At 63.0% G+C, this 22,181-nt stretch carries 25 protein-coding genes; 12 read left to right on the top strand and 13 right to left on the bottom strand.

Annotated features, from left to right (window positions below; all coding sequences use genetic code 11):
• Positions 1-165: 165 nt before the first annotated feature.
• Together map and sfsA are read right to left on the bottom strand one after the other, a co-directional pair.
• The gene (gene map / locus RXV90_RS21285) at positions 166-972 is read right to left on the bottom strand and encodes a type I methionyl aminopeptidase (protein WP_316651577.1); all 807 of its coding nucleotides are present in this window, start codon (positions 970-972) and stop codon (positions 166-168) included.
• Between the two features lie 76 nt (positions 973-1,048).
• The gene (gene sfsA, locus RXV90_RS21280; RefSeq protein WP_316651575.1) at positions 1,049-1,777 is read right to left on the bottom strand and encodes a DNA/RNA nuclease SfsA; all 729 of its coding nucleotides are present in this window, start codon (positions 1,775-1,777) and stop codon (positions 1,049-1,051) included.
• On the opposite strand from sfsA, the gene RXV90_RS21275 reads away from it, so the two are divergent.
• The 5 genes from RXV90_RS21275 to RXV90_RS21255 are packed head-to-tail and all read left to right on the top strand — an operon-like array spanning position 1,776 to position 5,394.
• Positions 1,776-2,393 (top strand): TetR/AcrR family transcriptional regulator, encoded by a 618-nt coding sequence (locus RXV90_RS21275; RefSeq protein ID WP_316651573.1) that lies wholly within the window; start codon positions 1,776-1,778, stop codon positions 2,391-2,393. The two genes, sfsA and RXV90_RS21275, sit on opposite strands and share 2 nt — an antisense overlap.
• A gap of 15 nt (positions 2,394-2,408) precedes the next feature.
• The gene (locus RXV90_RS21270; protein WP_316651571.1) at positions 2,409-3,140 is read left to right on the top strand and encodes a competence/damage-inducible protein A; all 732 of its coding nucleotides are present in this window, start codon (positions 2,409-2,411) and stop codon (positions 3,138-3,140) included.
• Entirely contained in the window at positions 3,137-3,868 is a 732-nt protein-coding gene (locus RXV90_RS21265) for a GNAT family N-acetyltransferase (protein WP_316651569.1), read from the top strand. The genes RXV90_RS21270 and RXV90_RS21265 overlap by 4 nt, the downstream gene beginning before the upstream one ends.
• An 18-nt stretch (positions 3,869-3,886) precedes the next feature.
• Complete coding sequence (locus tag RXV90_RS21260; protein ID WP_316651567.1) at positions 3,887-4,459, top strand: peroxidase-related enzyme; 573 nt, start codon at positions 3,887-3,889, stop codon at positions 4,457-4,459.
• The gene (locus RXV90_RS21255; protein WP_316651564.1) at positions 4,456-5,394 is read left to right on the top strand and encodes an OmpA family protein; all 939 of its coding nucleotides are present in this window, start codon (positions 4,456-4,458) and stop codon (positions 5,392-5,394) included. The genes RXV90_RS21260 and RXV90_RS21255 overlap by 4 nt, the downstream gene beginning before the upstream one ends.
• Positions 5,395-5,475: 81 nt before the next feature.
• On the opposite strand, the gene RXV90_RS21250 is transcribed toward RXV90_RS21255, so the two are convergent.
• From RXV90_RS21250 to RXV90_RS21235, 4 genes are read right to left on the bottom strand one after another with little or no spacing between them, the layout of a single operon-like run.
• A complete protein-coding gene (locus RXV90_RS21250) occupies positions 5,476-6,315 on the bottom strand; it encodes an ATP-binding protein (protein ID WP_316651562.1) in 840 nt (279 codons plus the stop codon).
• Positions 6,312-7,244: a twin-arginine translocase subunit TatC gene (gene tatC, locus RXV90_RS21245; RefSeq protein WP_316651560.1), complete on the bottom strand. Its 933-nt coding sequence runs from the start codon at positions 7,242-7,244 to the stop codon at positions 6,312-6,314. The genes RXV90_RS21250 and tatC overlap by 4 nt, the downstream gene beginning before the upstream one ends.
• Positions 7,244-7,846, bottom strand: coding sequence for a Sec-independent protein translocase protein TatB (gene tatB / locus RXV90_RS21240; protein ID WP_316651558.1), 603 nt, complete (start codon positions 7,844-7,846; stop codon positions 7,244-7,246). The genes tatC and tatB overlap by 1 nt, the downstream gene beginning before the upstream one ends.
• Positions 7,847-7,871: 25 nt before the next feature.
• Positions 7,872-8,129: a twin-arginine translocase TatA/TatE family subunit gene (locus RXV90_RS21235; protein WP_316651556.1), complete on the bottom strand. Its 258-nt coding sequence runs from the start codon at positions 8,127-8,129 to the stop codon at positions 7,872-7,874.
• Positions 8,130-8,343: 214 nt separating this feature from the next.
• Here RXV90_RS21235 and RXV90_RS21230 point away from each other — a divergent pair, with 214 nt between their 5' ends.
• Positions 8,344-8,724: an antibiotic biosynthesis monooxygenase family protein gene (locus RXV90_RS21230; protein ID WP_316651554.1), complete on the top strand. Its 381-nt coding sequence runs from the start codon at positions 8,344-8,346 to the stop codon at positions 8,722-8,724.
• A 1-nt stretch (position 8,725) separates the two neighbouring features.
• On the top strand, positions 8,726-9,427 hold the full coding sequence (locus tag RXV90_RS21225; RefSeq protein WP_316651553.1) for a helix-turn-helix transcriptional regulator: 702 nt from the start codon (positions 8,726-8,728) through the stop codon (positions 9,425-9,427).
• On the opposite strand, the gene RXV90_RS21220 is transcribed toward RXV90_RS21225, so the two are convergent.
• On the bottom strand, positions 9,404-10,000 hold the full coding sequence (locus tag RXV90_RS21220; RefSeq protein ID WP_316651550.1) for a LysE family translocator: 597 nt from the start codon (positions 9,998-10,000) through the stop codon (positions 9,404-9,406). The genes RXV90_RS21225 and RXV90_RS21220 overlap by 24 nt on opposite strands.
• Positions 10,001-10,072: 72 nt before the next feature.
• On the opposite strand from RXV90_RS21220, the gene RXV90_RS21215 reads away from it, so the two are divergent.
• The gene (locus RXV90_RS21215; RefSeq protein ID WP_316651549.1) at positions 10,073-10,525 is read left to right on the top strand and encodes an Lrp/AsnC family transcriptional regulator; all 453 of its coding nucleotides are present in this window, start codon (positions 10,073-10,075) and stop codon (positions 10,523-10,525) included.
• 209 nt (positions 10,526-10,734) lie between these two features.
• Positions 10,735-12,285, top strand: a complete 1,551-nt coding sequence (locus tag RXV90_RS21210) for an AMP-binding protein (protein WP_316651546.1) — start codon at positions 10,735-10,737, stop codon at positions 12,283-12,285.
• A 9-nt stretch (positions 12,286-12,294) separates the two neighbouring features.
• On the opposite strand, the gene RXV90_RS21205 is transcribed toward RXV90_RS21210, so the two are convergent.
• The 3 genes from RXV90_RS21205 to RXV90_RS21195 form a co-directional block, all read right to left on the bottom strand.
• A complete protein-coding gene (locus RXV90_RS21205) occupies positions 12,295-13,386 on the bottom strand; it encodes an ABC transporter ATP-binding protein (protein WP_316651542.1) in 1,092 nt (363 codons plus the stop codon).
• 77 nt (positions 13,387-13,463) lie between these two features.
• On the bottom strand, positions 13,464-14,243 hold the full coding sequence (locus tag RXV90_RS21200; RefSeq protein ID WP_316651540.1) for an SDR family oxidoreductase: 780 nt from the start codon (positions 14,241-14,243) through the stop codon (positions 13,464-13,466).
• A 99-nt stretch (positions 14,244-14,342) separates the two neighbouring features.
• A complete protein-coding gene (locus RXV90_RS21195) occupies positions 14,343-14,714 on the bottom strand; it encodes a nuclear transport factor 2 family protein (RefSeq protein WP_316651538.1) in 372 nt (123 codons plus the stop codon).
• Between the two features lie 148 nt (positions 14,715-14,862).
• On the opposite strand from RXV90_RS21195, the gene RXV90_RS21190 reads away from it, so the two are divergent.
• The 3 genes from RXV90_RS21190 to RXV90_RS21180 all read left to right on the top strand — a co-directional run bounded on the left by RXV90_RS21190 (position 14,863) and on the right by RXV90_RS21180 (position 18,892).
• Complete coding sequence (locus tag RXV90_RS21190) at positions 14,863-16,470, top strand: peptide chain release factor 3 (protein WP_316651536.1); 1,608 nt, start codon at positions 14,863-14,865, stop codon at positions 16,468-16,470.
• 125 nt (positions 16,471-16,595) lie between these two features.
• Positions 16,596-17,141 carry a hypothetical protein gene (locus RXV90_RS21185; protein ID WP_316651534.1) on the top strand — a complete coding sequence of 182 codons (546 nt, stop codon included), beginning with the start codon at positions 16,596-16,598 and terminating at the stop codon, positions 17,139-17,141.
• Positions 17,142-17,479: 338 nt separating this feature from the next.
• Positions 17,480-18,892 (top strand): DEAD/DEAH box helicase, encoded by a 1,413-nt coding sequence (locus RXV90_RS21180; RefSeq protein WP_316651532.1) that lies wholly within the window; start codon positions 17,480-17,482, stop codon positions 18,890-18,892.
• Between the two features lie 4 nt (positions 18,893-18,896).
• Here the strand turns inward: RXV90_RS21180 and RXV90_RS21175 are convergent, their stop codons facing one another.
• From RXV90_RS21175 to RXV90_RS21165, 3 genes are read right to left on the bottom strand one after another with little or no spacing between them, the layout of a single operon-like run.
• On the bottom strand, positions 18,897-19,736 hold the full coding sequence (locus tag RXV90_RS21175; RefSeq protein ID WP_316651530.1) for a lipoprotein N-acyltransferase Lnb domain-containing protein: 840 nt from the start codon (positions 19,734-19,736) through the stop codon (positions 18,897-18,899).
• Positions 19,736-21,403: a ribonuclease J gene (locus RXV90_RS21170; RefSeq protein WP_316651528.1), complete on the bottom strand. Its 1,668-nt coding sequence runs from the start codon at positions 21,401-21,403 to the stop codon at positions 19,736-19,738. Before RXV90_RS21170 ends, RXV90_RS21175 begins: the two co-directional genes overlap by 1 nt.
• Positions 21,400-22,179 (bottom strand): type III pantothenate kinase, encoded by a 780-nt coding sequence (locus RXV90_RS21165; protein WP_316651526.1) that lies wholly within the window; start codon positions 22,177-22,179, stop codon positions 21,400-21,402. Before RXV90_RS21165 ends, RXV90_RS21170 begins: the two co-directional genes overlap by 4 nt.
• Positions 22,180-22,181: the final 2 nt, after the last annotated feature.

Genomic DNA, 22,181 nt, shown 5'->3' with positions numbered 1-22,181 from the left:
GGGGGGCGGTCCCGCATATTTCGGGGGCGGGGGGGGAAGGGGTGGGTGCATCCCTTGCATGGGTGTTTGGGGGGCTTGGGGCCTTTTTTTTGGTTTAAAATCGGGGGGGGGGGGGGGGGGCCCCCCGCATCGGTCGGCGCGACCCGAAGGGTCGCGACGAAAGCCTCAATACGTTGGGTGGAACTTGCCGGCCGGCGAAAGCGTAAAGATATCGACGCCATCCGCGGTTACACCCACGGAATGTTCGAACTGCGCCGAGAGCGATTTGTCGCGGGTCACGGCCGTCCAGTCATCGGCGAGAACCTTGGTCTCGGGCCGGCCAAGATTCACCATCGGCTCGATCGTAAAGAACATGCCCTCCTCCAGAACCGCACCGGTTCCGGGCCGTCCGTAATGCAGGACATTCGGAGGCGCATGGAACACACGGCCAAGCCCGTGGCCGCAGAAATCGCGCACCACACTCATCCGGTGGCCTTCGACGAAGTTCTGGATCGCCGCGCCTATGTCGCCAAAGGTATTGCCGGGCTTCACCGCCTCGATCCCCACCATCAGGGCATCGTGTGTCACCTCGATCAGCCGCTCGGCCTTCCGGCTGAGTTTCCCTGCCACATACATCCGGCTTGAATCGCCATACCAGCCGTCGACGATCACGGTGACGTCGATGTTCAGAATATCCCCGTCCTTCAGGACTTTACCGCCGGGAATGCCGTGGCAGACCACGTGATTGACGCTGATACAGGAGGCGTGCTGATAGCCCTTGTAGCCGATCGTGGCCGACGTCGCGCCTGCACGCGCCACCATCTCCTCGATCCTCCGGTCGATCTCCGCCGTCGTCTGGCCCGGATATACAGCGGCCGCGATCTCGTCGAGAATGCGCGCGGCCAGTGCCCCGGCCGTGTGCATCCCGGCGAAATCCTCGCGTTCGTAAAGCCTGATACCGTCCTTGGTCAGACGGCTCTGCGTGTCGTCCACGGCCTGCTCCGTTTCCTATCGGCCCCTAGATAGGCGAAGCGCGTCCCGTTTTCCAGTAACCCGCAATCATCGGCAATCACTTGAATTCACGCCCATCCGCGCGGAAAACCGGCATCCGTTCGCCCAGCAACACACCGCTCGTATCGATCCGCGTTCCATAGGCCAGCATATCGACACCCGCCTCCGCCGCCGCTTCGAAGGCATCGCTGTAAACCGGGTCAAGATCACCCGCCATCTTGAGGCGCGCGCAATCGGTACGCTGGATGAGGTAGAGCATTACGGCCCGCCCACCCGTAGCCGCCACTTCAATAAGCTCGCCAAGGTGTTTCGCGCCGCGCGCGGTCACGCTGTCGGGGAATTCCGCCCAGTCGCCGTCACGCCTGAGATGCACGTTCTTAACTTCGACATAGGCATCTGGAAGACCCGGCCCGGCCAGACGGAAATCAACCCGGCTGTTCGTGCCGTATTTCACCTCCGGGTTAACCTCGTCATAGGCCGCAAGAGGCGCGATCGCGCGCGCGAGAAGCGCCTCCTTCACCACGCGGTTCGGCACCGCTGTGTCTATCCCCGACCAATGGCCATTCCCGAATTCGACAAGTCGCCAGCCGTATTTCAGTTTTTTCTTCGGATCGTCGTTGGGTTCGAGCCAGACCCTGAGCCCGGCCTCCTTCAGCCCCATCATGCTGCCGGGATTCGGGCAATGGGCACGCACGATCCCGCTGCCATCCTCAAGCTCCACCTCCGACAGAAAGCGGTTCCAGCGCCGCACGAGGCGGCCAGGGATCAGGGGGGTCGAAAACTCCATGACCGGCCCCTATCACCTCACAGAGTGGTTTGCCACGCCCCCGGCGCTCGGCTACCAAAGCGCCATGACCGAGGACCAGCCAAACCCCACCGCCACCCGCATTCTCGACATCGCCGAGGATGGCGCACGCACGGGCGGTTATGCGGGCTTCAGCTTTCGCGAGATCGCCAAGGAGATCGGGATCAAGCCCGCCTCGGTGCACTATCACTTTCCCGCCAAGGCCGACCTGGCGACGGTGCTGATGCGGCGCTATACCGACACCTTGCTCGCCGGCCTCGGGAACAGTGAGGATGCAGGCCAGCCCGCCGATGCCCTCCTTGCGGCGTTCGTCGCCGAAATGCGCCGCAGGCTGGCGGAGGAAGACCTTCTTTGCCTGGGCGCCGTCTTCGGCGCGGAATGTGCCTCTTTGCCACTGGATGTCGCGGCCGAGACGCGCGATTTCTTCGCCCGTGTCACGCGGTGGCTTGTCCCGCTCTTCGCGCGGCGCGGCGCCAGAGATCCCGAAGGCGCTGCGATGGAATTCCTCGCTCGGATCCACGGGGCGATGATCCAGTCTCACGCGCACGGGGCCCTCGACGTTTACGATCGCATTGCCGCCCGCGCCCTCGCCCGCTGAAAGGACCGCACGGATATGCCGAATCCAAATGCCGCCATGCTCGTGATCGGGGACGAGATCCTCTCGGGGCGCACACGTGACGCCAACATGCATCACCTTGCGGGCGTCCTCACCGAGCGGGGGATCGACCTCAGGGAAGTGCGCATCGTTTCGGACGATCACAAGGCGATCGTGGCGGCGGTGCGCGCGCTTTCCCGCGCGTACGATCACGTTTTCACCTCAGGCGGGATAGGTCCGACCCATGACGACATCACTGCCGATGCCGTGGCCGAGGCGATGGGGGCCGCAATCGACGTGCGCGACGATGCCCGCGCCCTGCTCGAAGCACATTATGCGCGCCTGGACCAGGAGCTTAACGCGGCACGGATGCGAATGGCCCGGATCCCCGACGGAGCGGCGCTGATCGACAACCCGATTTCCGCCGCGCCCGGGTTCACCATCGGGAACGTGCATGTGATGGCCGGCGTACCTACTATCTTTCAGGCGATGGTCGACTCGCTCATCCCGCGGCTGACGGGTGGCGTGCCGCTTGTGTCGGCCACTGTCCGGATCAAGCGCGGTGAAGGCGATATCGCAGCGCCACTGGGCGATCTGTCCAGGGCCTATCCAGATCTCAGATTCGGCTCTTATCCCTTTATCCGAGAGGGTGTTTTCGGATCGAACATCGTGATCCGTGGATCCGATGCAGGACAGGTCGACGCCGCAGAACAAGAGCTTCGCGCCCTGTTTCCGGGCGCAGCCACGTGACCCTGCCCGGCCAGGCCTCGCTGGAACAAGCGCTGGAGTTGAGCTGGCCTCCGAAACACGCCTGGACAAACGGGCCCTGGCGACTTCGCGAGGGTGCGGGCGGCGGAAAGCGCGTGTCGGCCGCCACCGCGCTCGGTCCGGTGAGCGCCTCCGACATGGCGATCGCCGAAGCGGAAATGCAGCGCCTTGAACAGCCCCGTCTCTTTCGGTCGGCAGCGCCGGACGACCCAATGTCACGGCAGCTTGAGGCACGAGGCTACGAGATCGTCGACCCCACCCTCTTCTACGCCACCCCGAGCGCTCGGCTGCTGAATCCGAACCAGCGCCCGCTGGACGCCATTCCCAGCGACGCCTGCCTTGGCATTCATGCAGAGATCTGGGCCGCAGGCGGGATCGGCCCCGCACGGTTACAGGTGATGGAACGTGCTACGACACCCAAGTGCTGGCTTCTCGCCCGACTGAGTGGTCGCGCCGCCGGTAGTGCATTCGTCTCGCTTGCAGGCCGGATCGCGATGATCCACGCCATCGAGGTCCGCCCGGAGGCCAGGCGGCGGGGAGCCGCCCGCGCCATGCTTCACCGCGCCGCGGCATGGGCGACGGAGCAAGGGGCGGACACGCTGGCCCTTGCCGTTACCGCAGCGAACGGCCCCGCCAATACGCTCTACGCTTCCCTTGGGATGCGTGCCGTGGGACAGTATCACTACCAAATCCATCCAGAGGATGCGTGACGCGCGCAAGAGAGCACAGTGAAGACCGACCCTCCCGTAACCGCCCTCGAATTGCACCCCGCCGATCCCCTGCCGGAGCGCACGCAGAGCTATTTCGACCTCTGCACCGAGAAGCTTGGCTTTGTGCCCAACGTGCTGAAGGCCTACGCCTTCGATATCGCCAAGCTCGATGCCTTCACCGCGCTTTACAACGATCTCATGCTGGGCGAGAGCGGGTTGACCAAGCTGGAGCGCGAAATGATCGCGGTTGCAGTCTCGTCGATCAATCGTTGCTGGTACTGTCAGGTCGCCCATGGCGCGGCCGTGCGTACGATTTCGGGCGACCCCGCGCTTGGCGAGGCGATGGTGATGAACTGGCGTGTTGCGGACCTCGATGCGCGGCAGACGGCGATGCTGAGTTTTGCCGAGAAGGTGACGACCGAAAGCGCGAAGATCACTGAAGCGGACAGGCAAACCCTGAGGGATGCCGGCTTCAGCGACCGCGATATCTGGGATATCGCGAGCGTCGCGGGCTTCTTTGCCATGTCGAACCGGGTGGCGTCCGCAGTCGGCATGGAACCGAACCCGGACTATCACGCCGAGGCGCGATGATCCTCCGGACGGCCTGGCCGGCCATGCTCTGGCTGATCGCCGCGCCCGCGCTGGCCCTGGAGGTACCTCCCTCGGCCGTCCTTGCAAGCGCCGATGAAAGCCCGGCCGAAACCCGGTTGGTGCCGGTGGGGCCCTGGACTGCGGAGGGCACGGAAGTGACGCGTGGCACCGGAGCGGTACGCCGCGAAGCCTGGACCGTGCCAGGCACCGCGCTGACGACGGATCAACTCACCGACCCGCTGATCGCCGGATTGGCCCGCGACGGATATACCCTTCTCTTCAGTTGCCGCGACAACGAGTGTGGCGGTTTCGATTTCCGGTACGAGCTTGATCTTCTGCCCGAGCCCGAGATGCATGTGGATCTTGGCGACTATGCCTATGCTGCCGCACGGGCGCCGGGCGATGACGGCGAACTGATCGCACTGACCGTCAGCCGGAGTGCGACCACGGGCTATATCCATATCCTGCGGATCGATCCGGGCGGCGCGCCCCGGCCGACCCCCGCCCCCACTCCACCCCCCACGCAGGCAGCGGCGGCGGAGCCGGTATCCGGGGAGGGAGCGGGGTTGACGGAGAGGCTGATGGCCGAGGGTCATGTGGCGCTCGAGGATCTGGCCTTCGCAACCGGCTCGGCCACACTGGAAGACCGGCCCTTCGCATCGCTTGCCGAACTTGCCGCCTGGATGCGGGATCGGCCCGGCACCCGGATCACTCTTGTCGGCCATTCCGACGCGGTCGGCGCGCTTGACCGCAACATCGCACTGTCCCGCGCGCGGGCCGAAGCCGTCGCGCTGCGGCTTGTCGAGGCTCATGACATCGCGCCGGCCCGCCTGTCGGCGGAAGGCGTGGGCTATCTGGCCCCGCGTGCGCCTAACGATACCGAGGCCGGGCGCGCCGTGAACCGCCGGGTCGAGGTGGTGCTGCAGAGCGAGTGAGATCGACCCGCCTTCGGCGAGCCGATCCGCCGGGGGCCCTGCCCCCGGACCCCCGGAGTATTTGCGCCAATATGAAGGAGCCTAGCCTACCCGGACGCCACGACGCCCGGCGAGATCGGTGACGTATTGCCAGGCAACGCGACCGGAACGCGCGCCTCGGGTGGCCTGCCACTCGATCGCTTCGGCCCGAAGCGTTGCATCGTCGATCTCGATCCCGAAGGCATCGCAGTAACCGCGGATCATCGTGAGATAGGCGTCCTGACTGCAAGGATGAAAGCCGAGCCAGAGACCGAACCTGTCGGAGAGCGAGACCTTTTCTTCGGTTGCCTCGGAAGGGCTGATCGCCGTTGAACGCTCGTTCTCGATCATGTCGCGTGGCATGAGGTGGCGGCGGTTCGAGGTGGCGTAGAAAACCACGTTCTCGGGCCGTCCTTCGACCCCGCCGTCGAGTACCGCCTTCAGCGACTTGTAGTGCTCATCGTCATGGGAGAAGGAGAGATCGTCGCAGAACAGGATGAAGCGCGCATCGGCTGCGCGCAGGAGTGCGAGCAGCCGCCCGATCGAGGGCAGATCCTCGCGCTGCACTTCGACGATCTTGAGGGGCAGGCCTTCGCGCGCCACCTCTGCGTGAATCGCCTTCACGAGCGAGGATTTTCCCATACCCCGGGCGCCCCAGAGAAGCGCGTTGTTCGCAGGCAGCCCCTTCGCGAACTGCCGGGTGTTCTGAAGCAGCGTGTCGCGCGCCCTGTCGATCCCGATCAGAAGCGGGAGATCGACGCGGTTGACCCGTGGCACCGGCGTCAGGCGATCGGGAGAGACGTGCCAGACGAAGGCCTCGGCACTTGCGAAGTCAGGCGCCTCGAAGGGCGGCGGCGACATTCGTTCGAGGGCCGCCGCGATGCGCTCCATGGGATCGCTCATGCCTTCGCGTCATCCTCGTCAACGTCGCCGTAAAGATCCTCGTCCTCGTCGAGAATACCGGCCTCGCGCAACTCGCGGGTCTTCTTCCGCTCTACCGCGCGGACGAGCCAGATCGAGATCTCGTAAAGCCCGTAGACCGCGGTGAAGAGGATGATCTGGGTCACGACATCCGGCGGTGTCACGAGGGCGGCCAGAACGAGGATGCCGACCATCGCGTATTTGCGGACATTCGCGAGGCCCCGCGCCGTCACAAGTCCTGCCTTGCCCATGAGCGTCAGGAGCACCGGCAGCTGGAAGCATAGGCCGAACGCCATGATGAACTTAAGGGAAATGTCCAGGGATTCGTTGACCTTGCCGAAGAAGGTGACGCGAATGCCCTCTTCGGTTTCGGGCACCGCGACCGCCTCGGCCGGTAGATCGGTGTCGCCCATGAGATTGGCGAAGATCGAGCTTACATCGGCAAAACCAAGAAAGAACGCCATCGCAAGCGGTGTCACCACTAGGTGGGCAAAGGCCGCGCCAACAAAGAACATGATCGGCGAGGCGATCAGGAAGGGTAGGAACGCGTTCTTTTCGGACCGGTAGAGGCCCGGCGCCACGAAGCGCCACATCTGGAAGCCGATCACCGGAAAGGCCAGCGCGAAGCCGAAGACAATCGAGATCCGGAACAGGGTGAAGAGGTATTCCTGGGGGCTTGTGTACTGGAGCGTGGGTGAGGGATCGCCAAGATCGCGCAGCGTCGCCTCGATCGGCCCGAGCATGAATTCCAGCACGTGGGTAGCGATGAACTCGCCCTGTACAGGAATGAAGAATACCGTGATCGCAACCATGAAGGCGATCACCGAGCGGATGAGACGGGTGCGCAGCTCCGCCAGATGCTCGATCAGCGGGGCGGAGCTGTCTTCGATGTCGTCGTCGCGATCGGCCATCAGCGCCCTCGTCTTTGCGGCCGGGCCGCCGTCTTCTTCGGCATGTTCTTGCGATGGCCCTCAGGGGGACGCACGGGGCGGTGTTCCCGAGTTTCCTGAGCGGGAGCTGGCGCTGACGAGTGCGTCGGCGACGGCTTCGCTGGCTCGGCCGAAGGGGACGTGAAGGCCGCGCGAGCGCCCTCGGCGTCCTTCGCCGCAGCAAGGCGGGCGGCGGTTTCCTCCTGAAGCTTGCGGGCCTTTGCCGCCTGCTCTTCGCGCATCTTCGCCGTGTTGGGGCCTTCCGGCTTCATCGACCCGCTTTTCGGCGGCGCCTTAGAAGACTTGGCCGGATCCCATTTCTCAAAACTGTCGGCAGCCTTGTTCAGGGTGTCGAGGCCGAGAGATTTCGACGAGGTCATGTCTTTCAGGCCCGCCGCAGTTTCCTTCATCCCCGACTGATCCGCCGCATCATTCATCGCGCGCTGGAACTCGCGCGCCATGCCGCGGACCTTTGCCGTAAAGCGCCCGAGCGTCCGGAACATGCCCGGAAGGTCTTTCGGCCCCACCACGATCAGCGCCACGATGCCGATCACGAGAAGCTCCATGAATCCGATGTCGAACATCGCCTTCAGGCTCCGTTTTCGAGGATCAGACCTTGTCCTTGGTCGTGTCGACCGACGGATTGTTGGGCGTCACGTCGGCATGTTCTGGCGGGGTGACATCCTTGGCGTCTTCCGCCTTCGCGTCCTCGAGTTCCCGCTTTCCGTCATCCACACCGCGTTTGAACGCTGTGATACCCTTGCCGACCTCGCCCATCAGCGACGAGATCTTGCCGCGCCCGAAAAGCACGAGCACGACGATCGCGATCAAGAGAAGGCCGGGAAGGCCGATGTTTCCAATACCCATGTCAAACTCCCTTGGGCGGGGCGGCCCGCCTCTGTCATGTCTGGCCTTTCTTCTAGAAGGGCGCCTTGCGGCCGGAAAGAGGAGGTGCGCGGTTTCCCTGCTCCATGAGGGCCGATGGCGGCGAAAAGCGGATGCTGGCAAAACTCAACTGACAGGTTTATGTCAGTTGTGCGCGGTTAAGCAGGGTCTTCACACATCGAATCGGAGAACGACAATGAAAGCCCCCAAGACCCTCATGAATACCGGCGCGCTTTGCGCGCCCGCCGACACGAACCGTGCGGGCGACGCCTCGCCGGCGGCGGTTGCCGAAATCGTGCGGTTCCGCCTCGCCAATGGTGTAACCGAAAACGCATTCCTGGATGCGACGCGCGGGATGCAGCCCCTCGTTGCGGCGACCCCTGGCTTTGTCTCGCGGCGGCTGTCGAAGAACGAGGACGGCAGCTGGACCGACTACGTGACCTGGACGGACATGGCTCGTGCCAGGAGTGCCGCCAAAACGATCTTCGCCAATCCCGAAACGAAGCCGTTCATCGATGCGATCGACGGTGCCTCGGTCGACATGCGCCACGAGGCGATCCTGATGCAGATGGAGTGACATGCGCCGCACCGATCGCCTCTTCGACCTGATCGGCATTCTCAGGGACGGCCGCCTGCACAAGGCGGCCGATCTCGCGCGTCGCCTGGAGGTGTCGGAGCGGACGGTCTATCGCGATATGGAAACGCTGCGCGGCTGTGGCATTCCCGTCGAAGGAGAGCGCGGGGTGGGCTATATCCTGACGGCCCCTGTAACGCTTCCACCCCTGAACCTGACGCTGACAGAGCTTGAGGCGCTTCACCTCGGCATGGCGGTCGTTTCGGAGGCGGCCGATCCCGAGCTTCAGGCAGCCGCGCGCAGTCTCGCCGCAAAGATTGACGCGGTCGTACCGGAGGATCGCACGGCGCCACCCTCAGGCTGGGGATTCGCCGTCTACCCGTTCGCAGATGCGCAGGGCGGCTTTACGCACATGCCCACGCTGCGCGCCGCGATCCGAGCGCGGCAGAAACTTGCACTGAGCTACTGGTCCCTCTCCGATGCGGAAACGGAGCGCACGATCCGGCCGCTGCAGATGGAGTACTGGGGCCGGGTCTGGACACTGACCGCATGGTGCGAGTTGCGGGAAGATTTTCGGGTCTTCAGGGTCGATCGCATTCAATCGGCCGACCCGCTGCCCGCGCTGTTCACCGATGAGCCGGGCAAGACACTCGACGATTACATGGCACGTATGACGGGCGCGTCAGACAAGCATCGGCACCAGTGACAGAACCAGAAGCAGCGCCATCGTGAGATTGAATACGCGCAGACGTCCGGGGTTTGTCAGCCAGCGGCGGATCGCCTGCCCTGCAATCGTCCACGTGCTGACCGAGGGCAGATTAATCGCGCCAAAGATAACCGCCACAAGCAGCACCGCCCAGACTTCACGGCCCGGAGCGTAGACGGTCACCGCCGTAAGTGCCATGGCCCAGGCTTTGGGATTGACCCATTGGAACCCCGCCGCCTCCAGAAATGTGAAGGGCCGTCCGCCAGCCGACACGCCGGCCCCGGCGGGTGCCGAGGCATTCGCGATCTTCAAGGCGAGCCACAGAAGGTAAAGAACGCTGGCGCCCTTTAGGACCGTGTGCAGCGCCGGCCAGGCGTCGAACATGCCGGCAAGCCCGAGGCCGACGACGGCCACCATCAAAGTAAATCCGATTCCGATCCCGAGCATGTGCGGAATGGTTCGACGGAATCCGAAGTTCGCCCCTGATGCCATGAGCATCAGGTTGTTCGGCCCCGGTGTTGCAGAGGTCACAAGGGCGAAGGTCGCAAGAGCAATGAGCACGTCGTAGGTCATTGCCGCAGATTGCTCGAAAAGGGACGCAACAGGGTTGCCAATTTGTGCGCTGAAGCTCAATCTGCGCAACTAATGGCGGATCTGGATCAAATTGACGAAAATATATTGCGCGAATTGGTGCGGGACGGGCGCCTGCCCAATATTCAGCTTGCGGAGCGCGTGGGCCTTTCGCCCTCCGCTTGTCTGCGCCGGGTTCAGGATCTCGAGCGACGGGGCATCATTACCGGGTACCGCGCCACGCTTGACAGGACGAAGCTTGGCACCGGGTTCACCGCCTATATCGCGGTCGGGCTGAACGACCACACGAAAGCCTCACAGAAAGCGTTCGAGGCCGCCATCACCCGCTCGCCGGAAGTACGCGAGTGCCACAACATCACCGGAACCGTGGAATACCTTCTCAGGATCGAGACCAGCGATCTGGCGGCCTACAAGGTGTTTCACACCGATGTTCTCGGTGAACTGCCGCAGGTTCATGCGCTGACGACATTCGTCGTGATGGAAAGTCCGAAGGACGAGAGGACCTGATCCCGAAAGGGATGCTTCACCGATTGTTGCCCCAGTTCACGTGCAAGCCAAGGCTGTAACCGATCGACAGGCGCGGGCCGCGCCGAATTCTGAGCGGATCGACAATCGCCGCCGCCTTTGACAAACACCCCATTATCCCAAAGCAGTAAGTGCGCGAATTTGAAGCAGGTGTGCTAACCTCGCGGCAACGACAGCTGTGGAGGGGCAGCATGACCATCGTCAAAAGCCGGTTCGATCCGGTTTCTCCGACATCTCTGAGTGTGACGGAACGGCTTTTCCAGGGCCTTCAGCGTGATCCAGACCGTACAGTGCTAACAGACGGCCCTACGGGCCGGACAATGACCGCGAGTGACCTTGAGACCGGTATTCGCCGCCTCGCCAGCGGCCTGCTTGCGCGGGGGTGCGGAACAGGCACGGTCACGGCCCTGATGGCGCCCAACATCCCGGAATATGTCATTGTCTTTCACGGGGCAGCCTATGCGGGCGGTGCAATTACCACTGTCAATCCGACCTATACTGCCGATGAGTTGCACCACCAGCTTAGAGACAGCGGCGCGACACTTCTTGTCACCATCCCGCAGTTCTTGGAAACCGCACGCGTCGGCATTGAGGGAACGGGCGTTACCGAGATCGTGGTTATCGGCGAGGCCGAGGGCGCGACGCCGCTCGCCACGCTACTTGGCGAGCCGCTGCAAAATCAGATCCCGGTCGACCTTGATGAAGATGTCGTTGCCCTTCCCTATTCCTCCGGGACGACCGGGCTGCCGAAGGGCGTTATGCTGACCCATCGCAACCTCGTCATGAACATCGACCAGACCCTCGTTGCGGCCGATGTCCGGTCGGAAGACGTGACGATCGCGTTTCTGCCGTTCTTTCATATCTATGGGCTGACGGTGCTCATGAACCTGCACCTCGCACATGGTGCGTCGCTCGTTACCATGCCGCGTTTCGACCTAGAGCTGTTCCTGGAACTTGTGCAGACGCATCGACCGCGAAGCCTGTATTGTGTTCCGCCGGTCGCAATCGCGCTGGCAAAGCACCCGGTGGTCGATCAGTTCGACCTGTCATCGGTCGAGATATTCTTCTCGGCCGCCGCTCCCCTTGGCGCGGAACTCGGCGAAGCGGTTGCCACACGGTTGGGTTGCTGCTCGATGCAAGGCTACGGGATGACAGAGCTAAGCCCGGTCAGCCATCTGGTTCACAGGGACGCCCCCCGACCCGGCTCTTGCGGGCAGACCATACCCAACACCGAATGCCGTATCGTGAACCCCGAGACGGGCGAGATTTGCGGCACTGGGGAGCAGGGCGAGCTTTGGGTACGTGGACCGCAGGTGATGAAGGGGTATCTGAACAATCCCGAGGCGACGGCCGCGACGATCACACCGGATGGCTGGCTCAGGACCGGCGACCTCGCGAGCTTCGACGCCGATGGATATCTCTTTATCCACGATCGCCTGAAAGAACTGATCAAGGTGAAAGGCTTCCAAGTCGCTCCGGCGGAGCTTGAAGCGGTACTTCTCACGCACCCAGACGTCGCCGATGCGGCCGTCATTGGCGTGCCGGACGAGGAGGCGGGGGAACGCCCGGCGGCCTTTGTTGTCGCAAAACCGGGCACGGAGCCGTCGGAAGAGGCCCTCAAGGCTCACGTCGCCGAGAAGCTCTCAAGCTACAAGGCTCTTTCGGAAGTCCGTTTCATCGATACCATTCCCAAGGCTGCATCGGGGAAGATCCTGCGCCGCGTGTTGAGAGCTCAAGCCTGAGGCCTGGCGTCACTCTCCGGAACCGGGCGAGCGCACCGGGAACACGAAGCACCGTTCGCGCCGGATCATGAGCCAGAGCGCGGTGCCCGCCTTGGGAAGGAACACGCTTGGCACAGCGGCCTTAAGAAGCGAGCCATCATGGTCCATGCGAAATTCCACGAGGCTCTCGTTCCCGATGAACCGCGCCCGATCCACGACTCCGCGTGCGGGGATGCCATCTTCCGGCGTGGGGTTCGGGCCTTTGCCGTCGCGGTCAAAGTCAATCCTGAGGTGCTGGGGGCGGATCACGATCTCGACCTCCGTGCCGTCAGGCACGCCGGGGGCGAGGAAACGGCCGAAGGGCGTTTCGGTAAGAGCCCCCTGAACCTTGCCCCGGATGACGTTGATATCACTGAAGAACGCCGCGGCCATCCGATCGACCGGAGCGTTGTAGACATTGTAGGGTGCGCCCTTCTGGACAATCCTGCCGGCACGCATGAGCGCGATCTCGTCTGCCATCCGCATCGCCTCTTCCGGCTCGTGCGTCACGAGCAGAACCGCCGCACCCTCCTCCTTCAAGAGATCGAGGGTCTGGTCGCGGATCCCGTCGCGCAGCCGGTTGTCGAGCCCCGAGAACGGCTCGTCCATCAGCATCACGCGAGGTTTCGGCGCCACCGCCCGTATCAGTGCGACGCGCTGTTGTTCGCCGCCCGACAGCTCGTGGGGATACTTGCCGCCATACCCCTCGAGATGTACCCGTTCGAGAAGTTCGCCCACCCGCGCACGCTTCTCGGCGCGGGTGCCCGAGAGGCCGAAGGCCACGTTGTCCTCGATCGAAAGATGCGGAAAGAGAGCGAAATCCTGGAACATCAGGCCGACGCCGCGTGCCTCCGGCGGATCGTGGCGCAGGACGCCGGAGACTTCTTCGCCATCTAGGCGGATTTCACCCGCGTCCTGCCGATCGACCCCGGCCACGATCCGGAGCGTCGTGGACTTGCCGCAGCCAGACGGCCCGAGGAGGCAGGTCACCTGCCCCGGCATCACACTGAGCGAGACGCCGGACACGACATCGCGCCCGCCGAAATGCCGGGTCAGATCAATGATTTCGAGGCGAGGCGTCATCACCGACCGCGCATTCCCGATAGAAAGGCTCAGGGAAGCGGCGTAACAGCCCGAACGTCGCCCGGCAAGGCCGGAGGTCAGATCGTGGCGTTCGTGGCGCCCCCGTCGAGAAGGACATTCTGCCCGACGATGAAGCCCGCGTGTTGCGAGCAGAGGAAGGCACAAGCCGCTCCGAATTCTTCGATTGTCCCGTAGCGGCCCGCGGGGATTGAGGCTTCACGCTTCATCTTGGCCTCTTCGACCGAGATACCCTCGCTCTTCGCCACGCCCTGATCGAGCGATATGGCGCGATCGGTCGCGTGAATGCCCGGAAGAAGGTTGTTGATCACCACACCCCGGTTCGCCACCTGGCGCGACGTGCCGGCGACGAACCCTGTCAGACCCGTCCGCGCCGAGTTCGAGAGGCCCAGCACCGGAATGGGCGCCTTCACCGATTGCGACGTGATGTTGACGACGCGCCCCCAGCCGCGGTCCATCATCCCGGGCACGACAGCCTGCATCATCGCAATGGGCGTCAACATGTTGGCGTCGAGGGCCTTGATGAAATCATCACGTGTCCAGTCGGACCACATCCCCGGCGGCGGGCCACCGGCGTTGTTGACGAGGATGTCGACATCGCCCGCCGCATCGAGCACGGCGGCGCGGCCCTCTGCGCTCGTTATATCGGCCGCGATTGCCGTGACCGACACGCCATGGGTTGTGCGGATCTCTTCCGCTGTCGCCTCAAGCGCCTCGGCACCGCGGGCATTGATCACAAGATCGACACCTTCGCCCGCCAGCGCCATGGCACAGCCCTTGCCGAGGCCCCTCGACGCTGCGCAGACGATCGCCCGTTTTCCGCCAATCCCAAGATCCATAACTCTCTCCCGATCCGTTTCGGGAGAGAGCTATCAGAGCCAAACGTCACCATCGACCCCTAAATGATGCGGCGAAAGCAACTGCGCCGGGCAGCTGCGTCATCCGGTGGGGTAGAAGAACTCCTCCCGCACGATCTTGCCGTCGGCGACGTGATAGACGGCAACTTCGTCCATCTCGCTCACTTCACCGGTTTCCTTGTTCCTGGTCTTCACCTCGAAGCGGACGGCAAACCGGTCATCCCCGTGGGGGTACGGGTCGGAGATATCTCCGCCAATCAGCTCGAACGTGCTGTCCCACCAGGTGTGTTTGCCCTTGATCGCCTCAAGGCCGTGGGCCTCTCGGCCCATGCCCATCGGATCCGAGGCCTCGACCGAAACGGCATCGGCGGCATAAAGCTTGTCGAGATTTTCCATCGCCCGGTTCTCGCGGCACCCGGCCACGAGCTCGGCGGCTATGTCGTTCAACGTCATCAAATCAATCTCCCTGAGAGCATCAGAATCTGCCCGAAAGGCTCATTTGTTCTTGTTATGTTCCGACTCTGCCCGAGTCGCACCACGAAATCAACGCCCCTACGCAACCCGGCTTTTCAACACCTTCGGGCATCTCTATATGGCGTCCATGCTCGACCGTGCCTCAAACGCCTCCCCCCTGCCCCCGGAAATCGCCCGGCGGCGCACATTCGCCATCATTTCGCATCCCGATGCTGGCAAGACGACGCTCACCGAGAAGTTTCTGCTCTACGGCGGTGCGATCCAGATGGCGGGCCAGGTACGCGCCAAGGGTGAGGCGCGGCGCACACGATCGGATTTCATGGAGATGGAAAAGGATCGCGGCATTTCCGTGTCCGCCTCCGCGATGTCCTTCGACTTCGACACATGGCGTTTCAATCTGGTGGATACGCCGGGCCACTCCGACTTTTCCGAAGACACCTATCGCACGCTTACAGCTGTTGACGCCGCCATCATGGTGATCGACGGGGCGAAGGGGGTGGAAAGCCAGACGCGCAAACTCTTCGAAGTCTGCCGGTTGCGCGACCTTCCGATCCTGACCTTCTGCAACAAGATGGACCGGGAAAGCCGCGATACGTTCGAGATCATCGACGAGATTCAGGAAAACCTCGCCATCGACGTCACGCCTGCCTCCTGGCCGATCGGGATGGGGCGCGACTTTGTCGGATCCTACGACATGCTGAACGACCGGCTGGAGCTTATGGCCCGGGCCGACCGCAACAAGCGCGCGGAATCGATCGAGATCAGCGGACTGGACGACCCGAAACTTGCCGAGCATGTGCCTGCCGATCTGCTCGGCCAGGTTCGTGAAGAAATCGAAATGGCGCGCGAGCTTCTGCCGGCATTCGACCGGCAGGCCTTTCTGGACGGGACGATGACACCGATCTGGTTCGGCTCGGCCATCAACTCGTTCGGCGTTCGGGAGCTGATGCGCGGGATCGGCGAATTTGGCCCCGAACCTCAGCCACAGTCCGCCGAACCCCGCCAGGTCTCGCCGGACGAAGCGAAGGTCGCCGGGTTCGTCTTCAAGGTTCAGGCCAACATGGACCCCAAGCACCGCGACCGGGTGGCCTTCCTGCGCCTCGCCTCGGGGCATTTCCAGCGGGGCATGAAGCTGACCCACGTGCGCACCAAGAAGCCCATGGCAGTTTCTAACCCCGTGCTGTTCCTCGCGGCGGACCGCGAACTTGCGGAGGAGGCCTGGGCAGGCGACATCATCGGTATCCCGAACCACGGCCAGCTTCGGATCGGCGACACCCTTACCGAGGGCGAGGCGCTTCGCGTCACCGGCATTCCGTCCTTCGCGCCTGAGCTTTTGCAGGGCGTGCGGGCGGGTGACCCGATGAAGGCCAAACACCTCGACAAGGCGCTGATGCAATTTGCCGAAGAAGGCGCGGCGAAGGTCTTCAAGCCGATGATCGGCTCGGGCTTCATCGTCGGCGTCGTGGGCCAGCTTCAATTCGAAGTGCTCGCAAGCAGGATCGAAGGCGAATACGGTCTTCCCGTTCGGTTCGAGCCCTCTCAGTTCACTTCGGCTCGCTGGGTTTCCGGGCCGAAGGACAAGGTCGAGGCTTTCGTCAATTCGAACAAAGGCCATATCGCCCACGACAATGACGGCGATGTCGTCTATCTCACCCGTCTTCAGTGGGACATCGATCGGATCGAACGCGATCACCCCGACCTGACGCTTTCAGCCACGAAGGAAATGATGGTCTGAAGCGATGCTCGCCGCGCCTTTCGGCGCGCCGATCTATGCGGGGCTCTGCCCCGCACCCTGGAGTATTTTCGCCAAAATGATTGGGCGTTAGGAAAGCCTTCAGCACGATCAGCGAAACCGTACCGATGTTTCGCGTTTCCCTTCTTGCGTTTCTTCTTGCGGCGGCCTGTGCGCCGCCGCCGGAAAGCGCGCGCTCAGCACAGACCGGAATTGAACGCCACGCCTCCCGTGTGATCCGGCTCGACACCGGGAGAGGAGCAAGCTTCGATGCCCGTGCGGCGATGGTGCGCGCCGGACGGCAGGAGCGGTGGGTCGTTCTGACCTCGGTCATTCGAAGCGATGGCGACGGCCCGCGGATCGCCGCGGCCTGGTCCAACGGGATACGGCTTGACTATCGGGTGCTCGATCATCGGCGGCGCGCCTGTGATGCGCTCTGGTCAGCGGTTTGCCTTTACGAAGAGAAGGGAGAGATCCGCCTGTCACGCGCCGCATTCGAGGCCGCGGCATCTTCTGGTGGTCTTTACCTGCACCTAAGCGGCTATCGCGGAAGCTATGGCGGGCATATCGAGGGGGCGGCGTTCGCGGAAGTCCTTCGCCGGGCCGGTGCGGCGGCGCAGCCGTCAAAATCCGACGACATTCACTGTCAGCAGATCCTGACAACTTGTGGATAAATCCGGGGGTAGAATCGGGCGTAACCCGAACCCTGATCGCCGCCGCCGCACGACCTTGGAAAGATACGGTTCGGGCGGAAACCGTCTTGCGGACCCGAAGGCCGCACCAACGGATCGGGCGAGAGCACCAAAACATGGTTTGATGCAGCAATTTCTTGGGTGAAAGCTTGCGCCGTCGCTCCTTACTTACTCGCTTCTGTGCCCGTCCAGATTGACCTTGTGGTCACAACCGTGTAGCCACGCGCAATCTGAGGCGGCTTGTGGACAAGTCTGGGCCATCCGGGCCCTGCCTCTCAGCCGACGGGCCATGACAGCGGTCCGTAAACCAACGGACATATATGACAAAATTCTCTGACCTTAAGCTAAGCCCGAAAGTCCTCAAAGCCGTCGAAGAAGCCGGCTACGAAACTCCGACACCGATTCAGTTGGGCGCGATCCCTCCGGCCCTTGAGGGGCGCGACGTTCTTGGCATCGCGCAAACCGGTACGGGCAAGACCGCTTCCTTCACGCTGCCGATGATCACGATGCTGGCGCGAGGCCGGGCCCGGGCCCGCATGCCTCGCAGCCTCGTCCTCGCCCCCACCCGCGAACTCGCGGCACAGGTGGCCGAGAACTTCGACACCTATTCGAAGCACGTGAAACTCACCAAGGCGCTTCTGATCGGCGGTGTAAGCTTCAAGGAGCAGGATGCGCTGATCGACAAGGGCGTTGATGTTCTGATCGCCACGCCGGGGCGACTGCTCGACCATTTCGAACGCGGCAAGCTTCTGCTGACCGGTATCGATATCATGGTGGTGGACGAGGCGGACCGGATGCTCGATATGGGCTTCATCCCGGATATCGAGCGCATCTTCGGCCTGACGCCCTTTACACGTCAGACGCTCTTTTTCTCCGCCACTATGGCACCTGAGATCGAGCGTATCACGAATACCTTCCTGTCCAATCCCGCGCGGATCGAAGTGGCCCGCCAGGCCACCGCGTCGGAGACGATCGAACAACAGGTGGTGATGTTCAAGGGAAGCCGTCGCGACCGGGCCGCGAGCGAAAAACGCCGCCTTCTGCGTGATCTGATCGACCGCGAGGGTGAGACCTGCACCAACGCGATCATCTTCTGCAACCGCAAGACGGATGTGGATATCGTTGCGAAAAGCCTCAAGAAATACGGCTACAACGCCTCGCCGATTCACGGGGATCTCGATCAATCGCAGCGGACGCGAACGCTTGACGGGTTCCGCTCCGGCGACCTTCGGCTTCTGATTGCCTCAGACGTCGCAGCCCGCGGGCTCGACATCCCTGCGGTGAGCCACGTCTTCAATTTCGACGTGCCCGGCCACCCCGAAGACTACGTGCACCGCATCGGACGAACCGGTCGCGCTGGCCGCGAAGGCAAGGCGATCACCATTTGCGCAAGCAGCGACGAAAAGGCGCTGGCAGCGGTTGAGAAACTAATCGCCAAGGATATTCCGAGGACGGACGCCCCGGGCAAGCCGACGTCAGCAGACCAGGACGCGCCTGAGGCGACGATACGGGATGACGCGCCGAAGGGCGGACGAAGCCGCCGGTCGCGTGGGAAGGACGAGCCGCAGGCGCCGGCACAGGCGGAGCCCGCCAAGAAAACCTCTTCCGAGCGGTCAGATGGCCGTCGGGGCCGCCGTGGCGGGGATCGCGGAGGCGACGACAAGGTCGTCGGCATGGGGGATCATATGCCGTCCTTCATCGAAAAGAGCTTCGACGAGCGACTGGCCGGCTGACGGCCTATTCGGTTGTTTCGCGAATAGCACGCGAGAAATCCGTGCCCCTGACGTCCAGAGGCAGCGCCTTTACCCGATCGGCCGCGCCCGCCCGTGCGCGCACGGCTTCAAATCCCTCGCCTTTACCCAGATACCCCTCGCCGTGGAGGAACTCCGCGGCATATCCGGGCAGGAACCACGCCTTGTCATATCCAACCGCCCCCGGAGATACCCGGTTCATCGTCAGTGCCAGAACATTGGCACAGTTGGCGAAGAACGTGTTGTACCAGCGTGGAGTTTCCGCGACTTCAGCGGTCAGCTCCAGCATCGCGGTGAGTACACCCTTTGCGGCCTCGGGCGAGAGAGAAAGCGGGTAGAGGTAAAGCGCGCCATCCCCCGCGAAGACGGTGTCGCGGTACATATCGGCCTCTGTCGCCCAGATCACGGCGTATTCGTAGGAGGGCAGAAGTGCGCCTCGCAAGGCACGGTAGGTTTCATGCGCCTCGCGCCGCGCCTCGACCGAGGCAACGAGGGCCGATCCATCCGTAAATTCGAATGACAGCATCGTGTGGGCCACGGCCTCGTGCCCGGAAAAGGGCTCTACAACGAACCAGACGCGGGCCAGGTCGCGCGGCGCAACGCGACGTTCCACCCATTGCGACTGGATCACAGCGCCATTCGCCTGATGCGAGAAATCTCGAACACCGCTTACACGCCAAACTTCGCCCTTCTGCTCGGCCCGAGCCAGAACGGAATGGTCCAGGGCCCAGCCACGATCGTGGGACGGGGTGACCAGTACCCAGTTCGCGGCGAGCAGGAGGGCTGGCAGACCACAAACGATCAGTGCCAGCCTGATCCGCTTCATCAGCTGACCCGGCTGATTACAACCGTCACCTCGGGCTTTTTCCCGATCTCGTTCTGCGCGGTGTTCCGCACGATCTGACGCAGTTCGCGTTCCATCGCCTCGTCATCCAGAAGGGTCTTAACCCGCGCGCGGTTGACGAATTGCGAGAGGTCTTCTTCAAGGACCTCGACGAGTGCCGCGCGCGATACGCCCGTTTCCGGAAGCCCCTGAAGATCACACCATGGATCGCCCAGAGGCTCGCCCGTATCCTCCACGATCAGTGTCACCGTGACATGTCCGTTCAGAGCCATGCGAATCCTGTCGCGCACAACCCCATCCATCGCGCCAATCTGCACCGACCCGTCGAGATAGGTGCGGCCCGCGTCGATCAGTTCTGCAATCGCCGGCTTTTCCCCAGTCAGATCAAGCATTGTGCCGTTGGGCGCGATGGCTGCGGCATAGCCCCTTTCTTCGGCGATCCGGGCATGTTCTCTCAGATGCCTGTGCTCGCCATGCATCGGGATCACCATTTTGGGCGCGATCAGACCGTGCATCGCCTCAAGATCAGGCCGGTTCGCATGGCCGGAAACATGATAAAGATCGCGGCTATCGTCGACGACATCGACACCCCGTTCACTGAAGTTGTTGATGATCCGAATAACCGATTTCTCGTTGCCGGGGATCGTCTTGGACGAGAAGAGGAACAGATCCCCTTCACTCACCTCGAGCCCCAGATACTTGCCGCGGCTGAGCTGTGCGGACGCCGCGCGCCGTTCCCCCTGGCTTCCCGTCGAGAGCAGCATCAGGTTATCGCGTGGAATGTCCGCCGCCTCTTCCGGCGACACCGTCTTCGGGAAATCGGTGAGAACGCCGGATTCCACCCCTGCCTCGATCATCCGCCGCATCGCACGGCCCAGGAGGCAGATCGAACGCCCTGCCCGTTGCCCGGCCTCGGCCAATGTCTTCACGCGCGCGATGTTGGAAGCGAAGGTTGTCGCGATCACCATGTTCGGCGCAGCCTGAACGAGCTTCTCGATTTCGGGGCCCACGCTGGCCTCCGACCGGCCAGGATGCGTGGAAAAGACATTCGTGGAATCGCAGACCAGTGCCTGAACCCCGTCCTTCGCGATCTCCACGAACATGGCGCGATCGAACGGTTCTCCCACTCCGGGCGTCAGGTCGATCTTGAAATCACCCGAATGCACGATCCGCCCGCCCGGGCTGTCGATCACGAGGGCGGAGCTTTCGGGGATCGAATGGCTGATCGGCGCAAAACCCACCTTGAAGGGCCCCGCCCCCTGTTGGTGGGGCCAGGGGCCCAGCGTTTCCACGATGTCCGGATCGCCCCCCGCCTCCTCAACCTTTCGCCGGGCTATGTTCGAGGTGAAGGCACGCGCATAGATCGGCTTGCCGAGCTTGTGGACGGTGTGGCCGACCGCGCCCACGTGATCTTCATGGGCGTGGGTGATGAATATTGCCTCGATCCGATCCTTCGCGGCAATGAGCCAGTCAAGATCGGCCCAGATCAGATCAACCCCGGGCGATGTCTCCATGTCCGGGAAAGTCACGCCGAGGTCGACGACGATCAGCCGCTCTTCCCCGGGCTTGCCCCAGCCATAGACATAGCAATTCATCCCGATCTCCCCCGCGCCTCCAAGGGGGAGGTAAATCAGCCGCTCGCTGCTCATACCGTCTCGTGTTCCTTATTGTAGCGATGGATCACGGTCAGACCGTGCATCGTCAGATCGCCTTCAATCTCATCAAATAGAACGTCGCCCTGCGAGAACAATGGGGCGAGACCGCCGGTGCCGACGATCTTCATGTCCCTGTCACGCTCCGCCTTGATGCGCGCGCAGCACTCTTTCACAAGGCCCACATAGCCCCAGAATATCCCTGCCTGCATACAGGCCACGGTATTGGTTCCGATCACGCGCTGCGGCTTCGTCACATCGACATGCGGCAACGCGGCCGCCGCCATGTGAATGGCCTCCAGCGAAGTGTTTACCCCCGGGGCGATCAGCCCGCCCACATAGGCCCCGTCATCATCGACCACGTCAAAGGTCGTCGCGGTCCCGAAATCCACGACGATCAGGTTGCCCCCATGCCGGTCGAATGCGCCCGCGGTGTTCACCAGCCGGTCCGGCCCAACCGTCGTCCCCTCATCCACCCTCGGTGCCACAGGCAACAGGCAATCGGGCTTTCCGACGACATAGGGACGCGTATTGAAATACCTGTCGCACAGTACTCGCAGGTTGAACACGACCCGCGGCACGGTGGACGATATAATCACCTCATCAATCGTGACATTCAGGTTCCGCGCCTTCATCAGCGTCGACAGCCACACGTAATACTGGTCCGCCGTTCTCTGATGTTCTGTGGATTGCCGCCAGGTCCCGATAAAGGCCGAGCCATCCCAGACGGAAAATTCGGTATTGGTGTTACCGCAGTCGATACAAAGGAGCATCC

It is taken from the genome of Ovoidimarina sediminis (assembly GCF_032586175.1).
GTDB lineage: Bacteria > Pseudomonadota > Alphaproteobacteria > Rhodobacterales > Rhodobacteraceae > Ovoidimarina > Ovoidimarina sediminis.
Note: the sequence above shows the minus strand (reverse complement) of the source record. Positions and strands in the feature narration are given on the sequence as shown.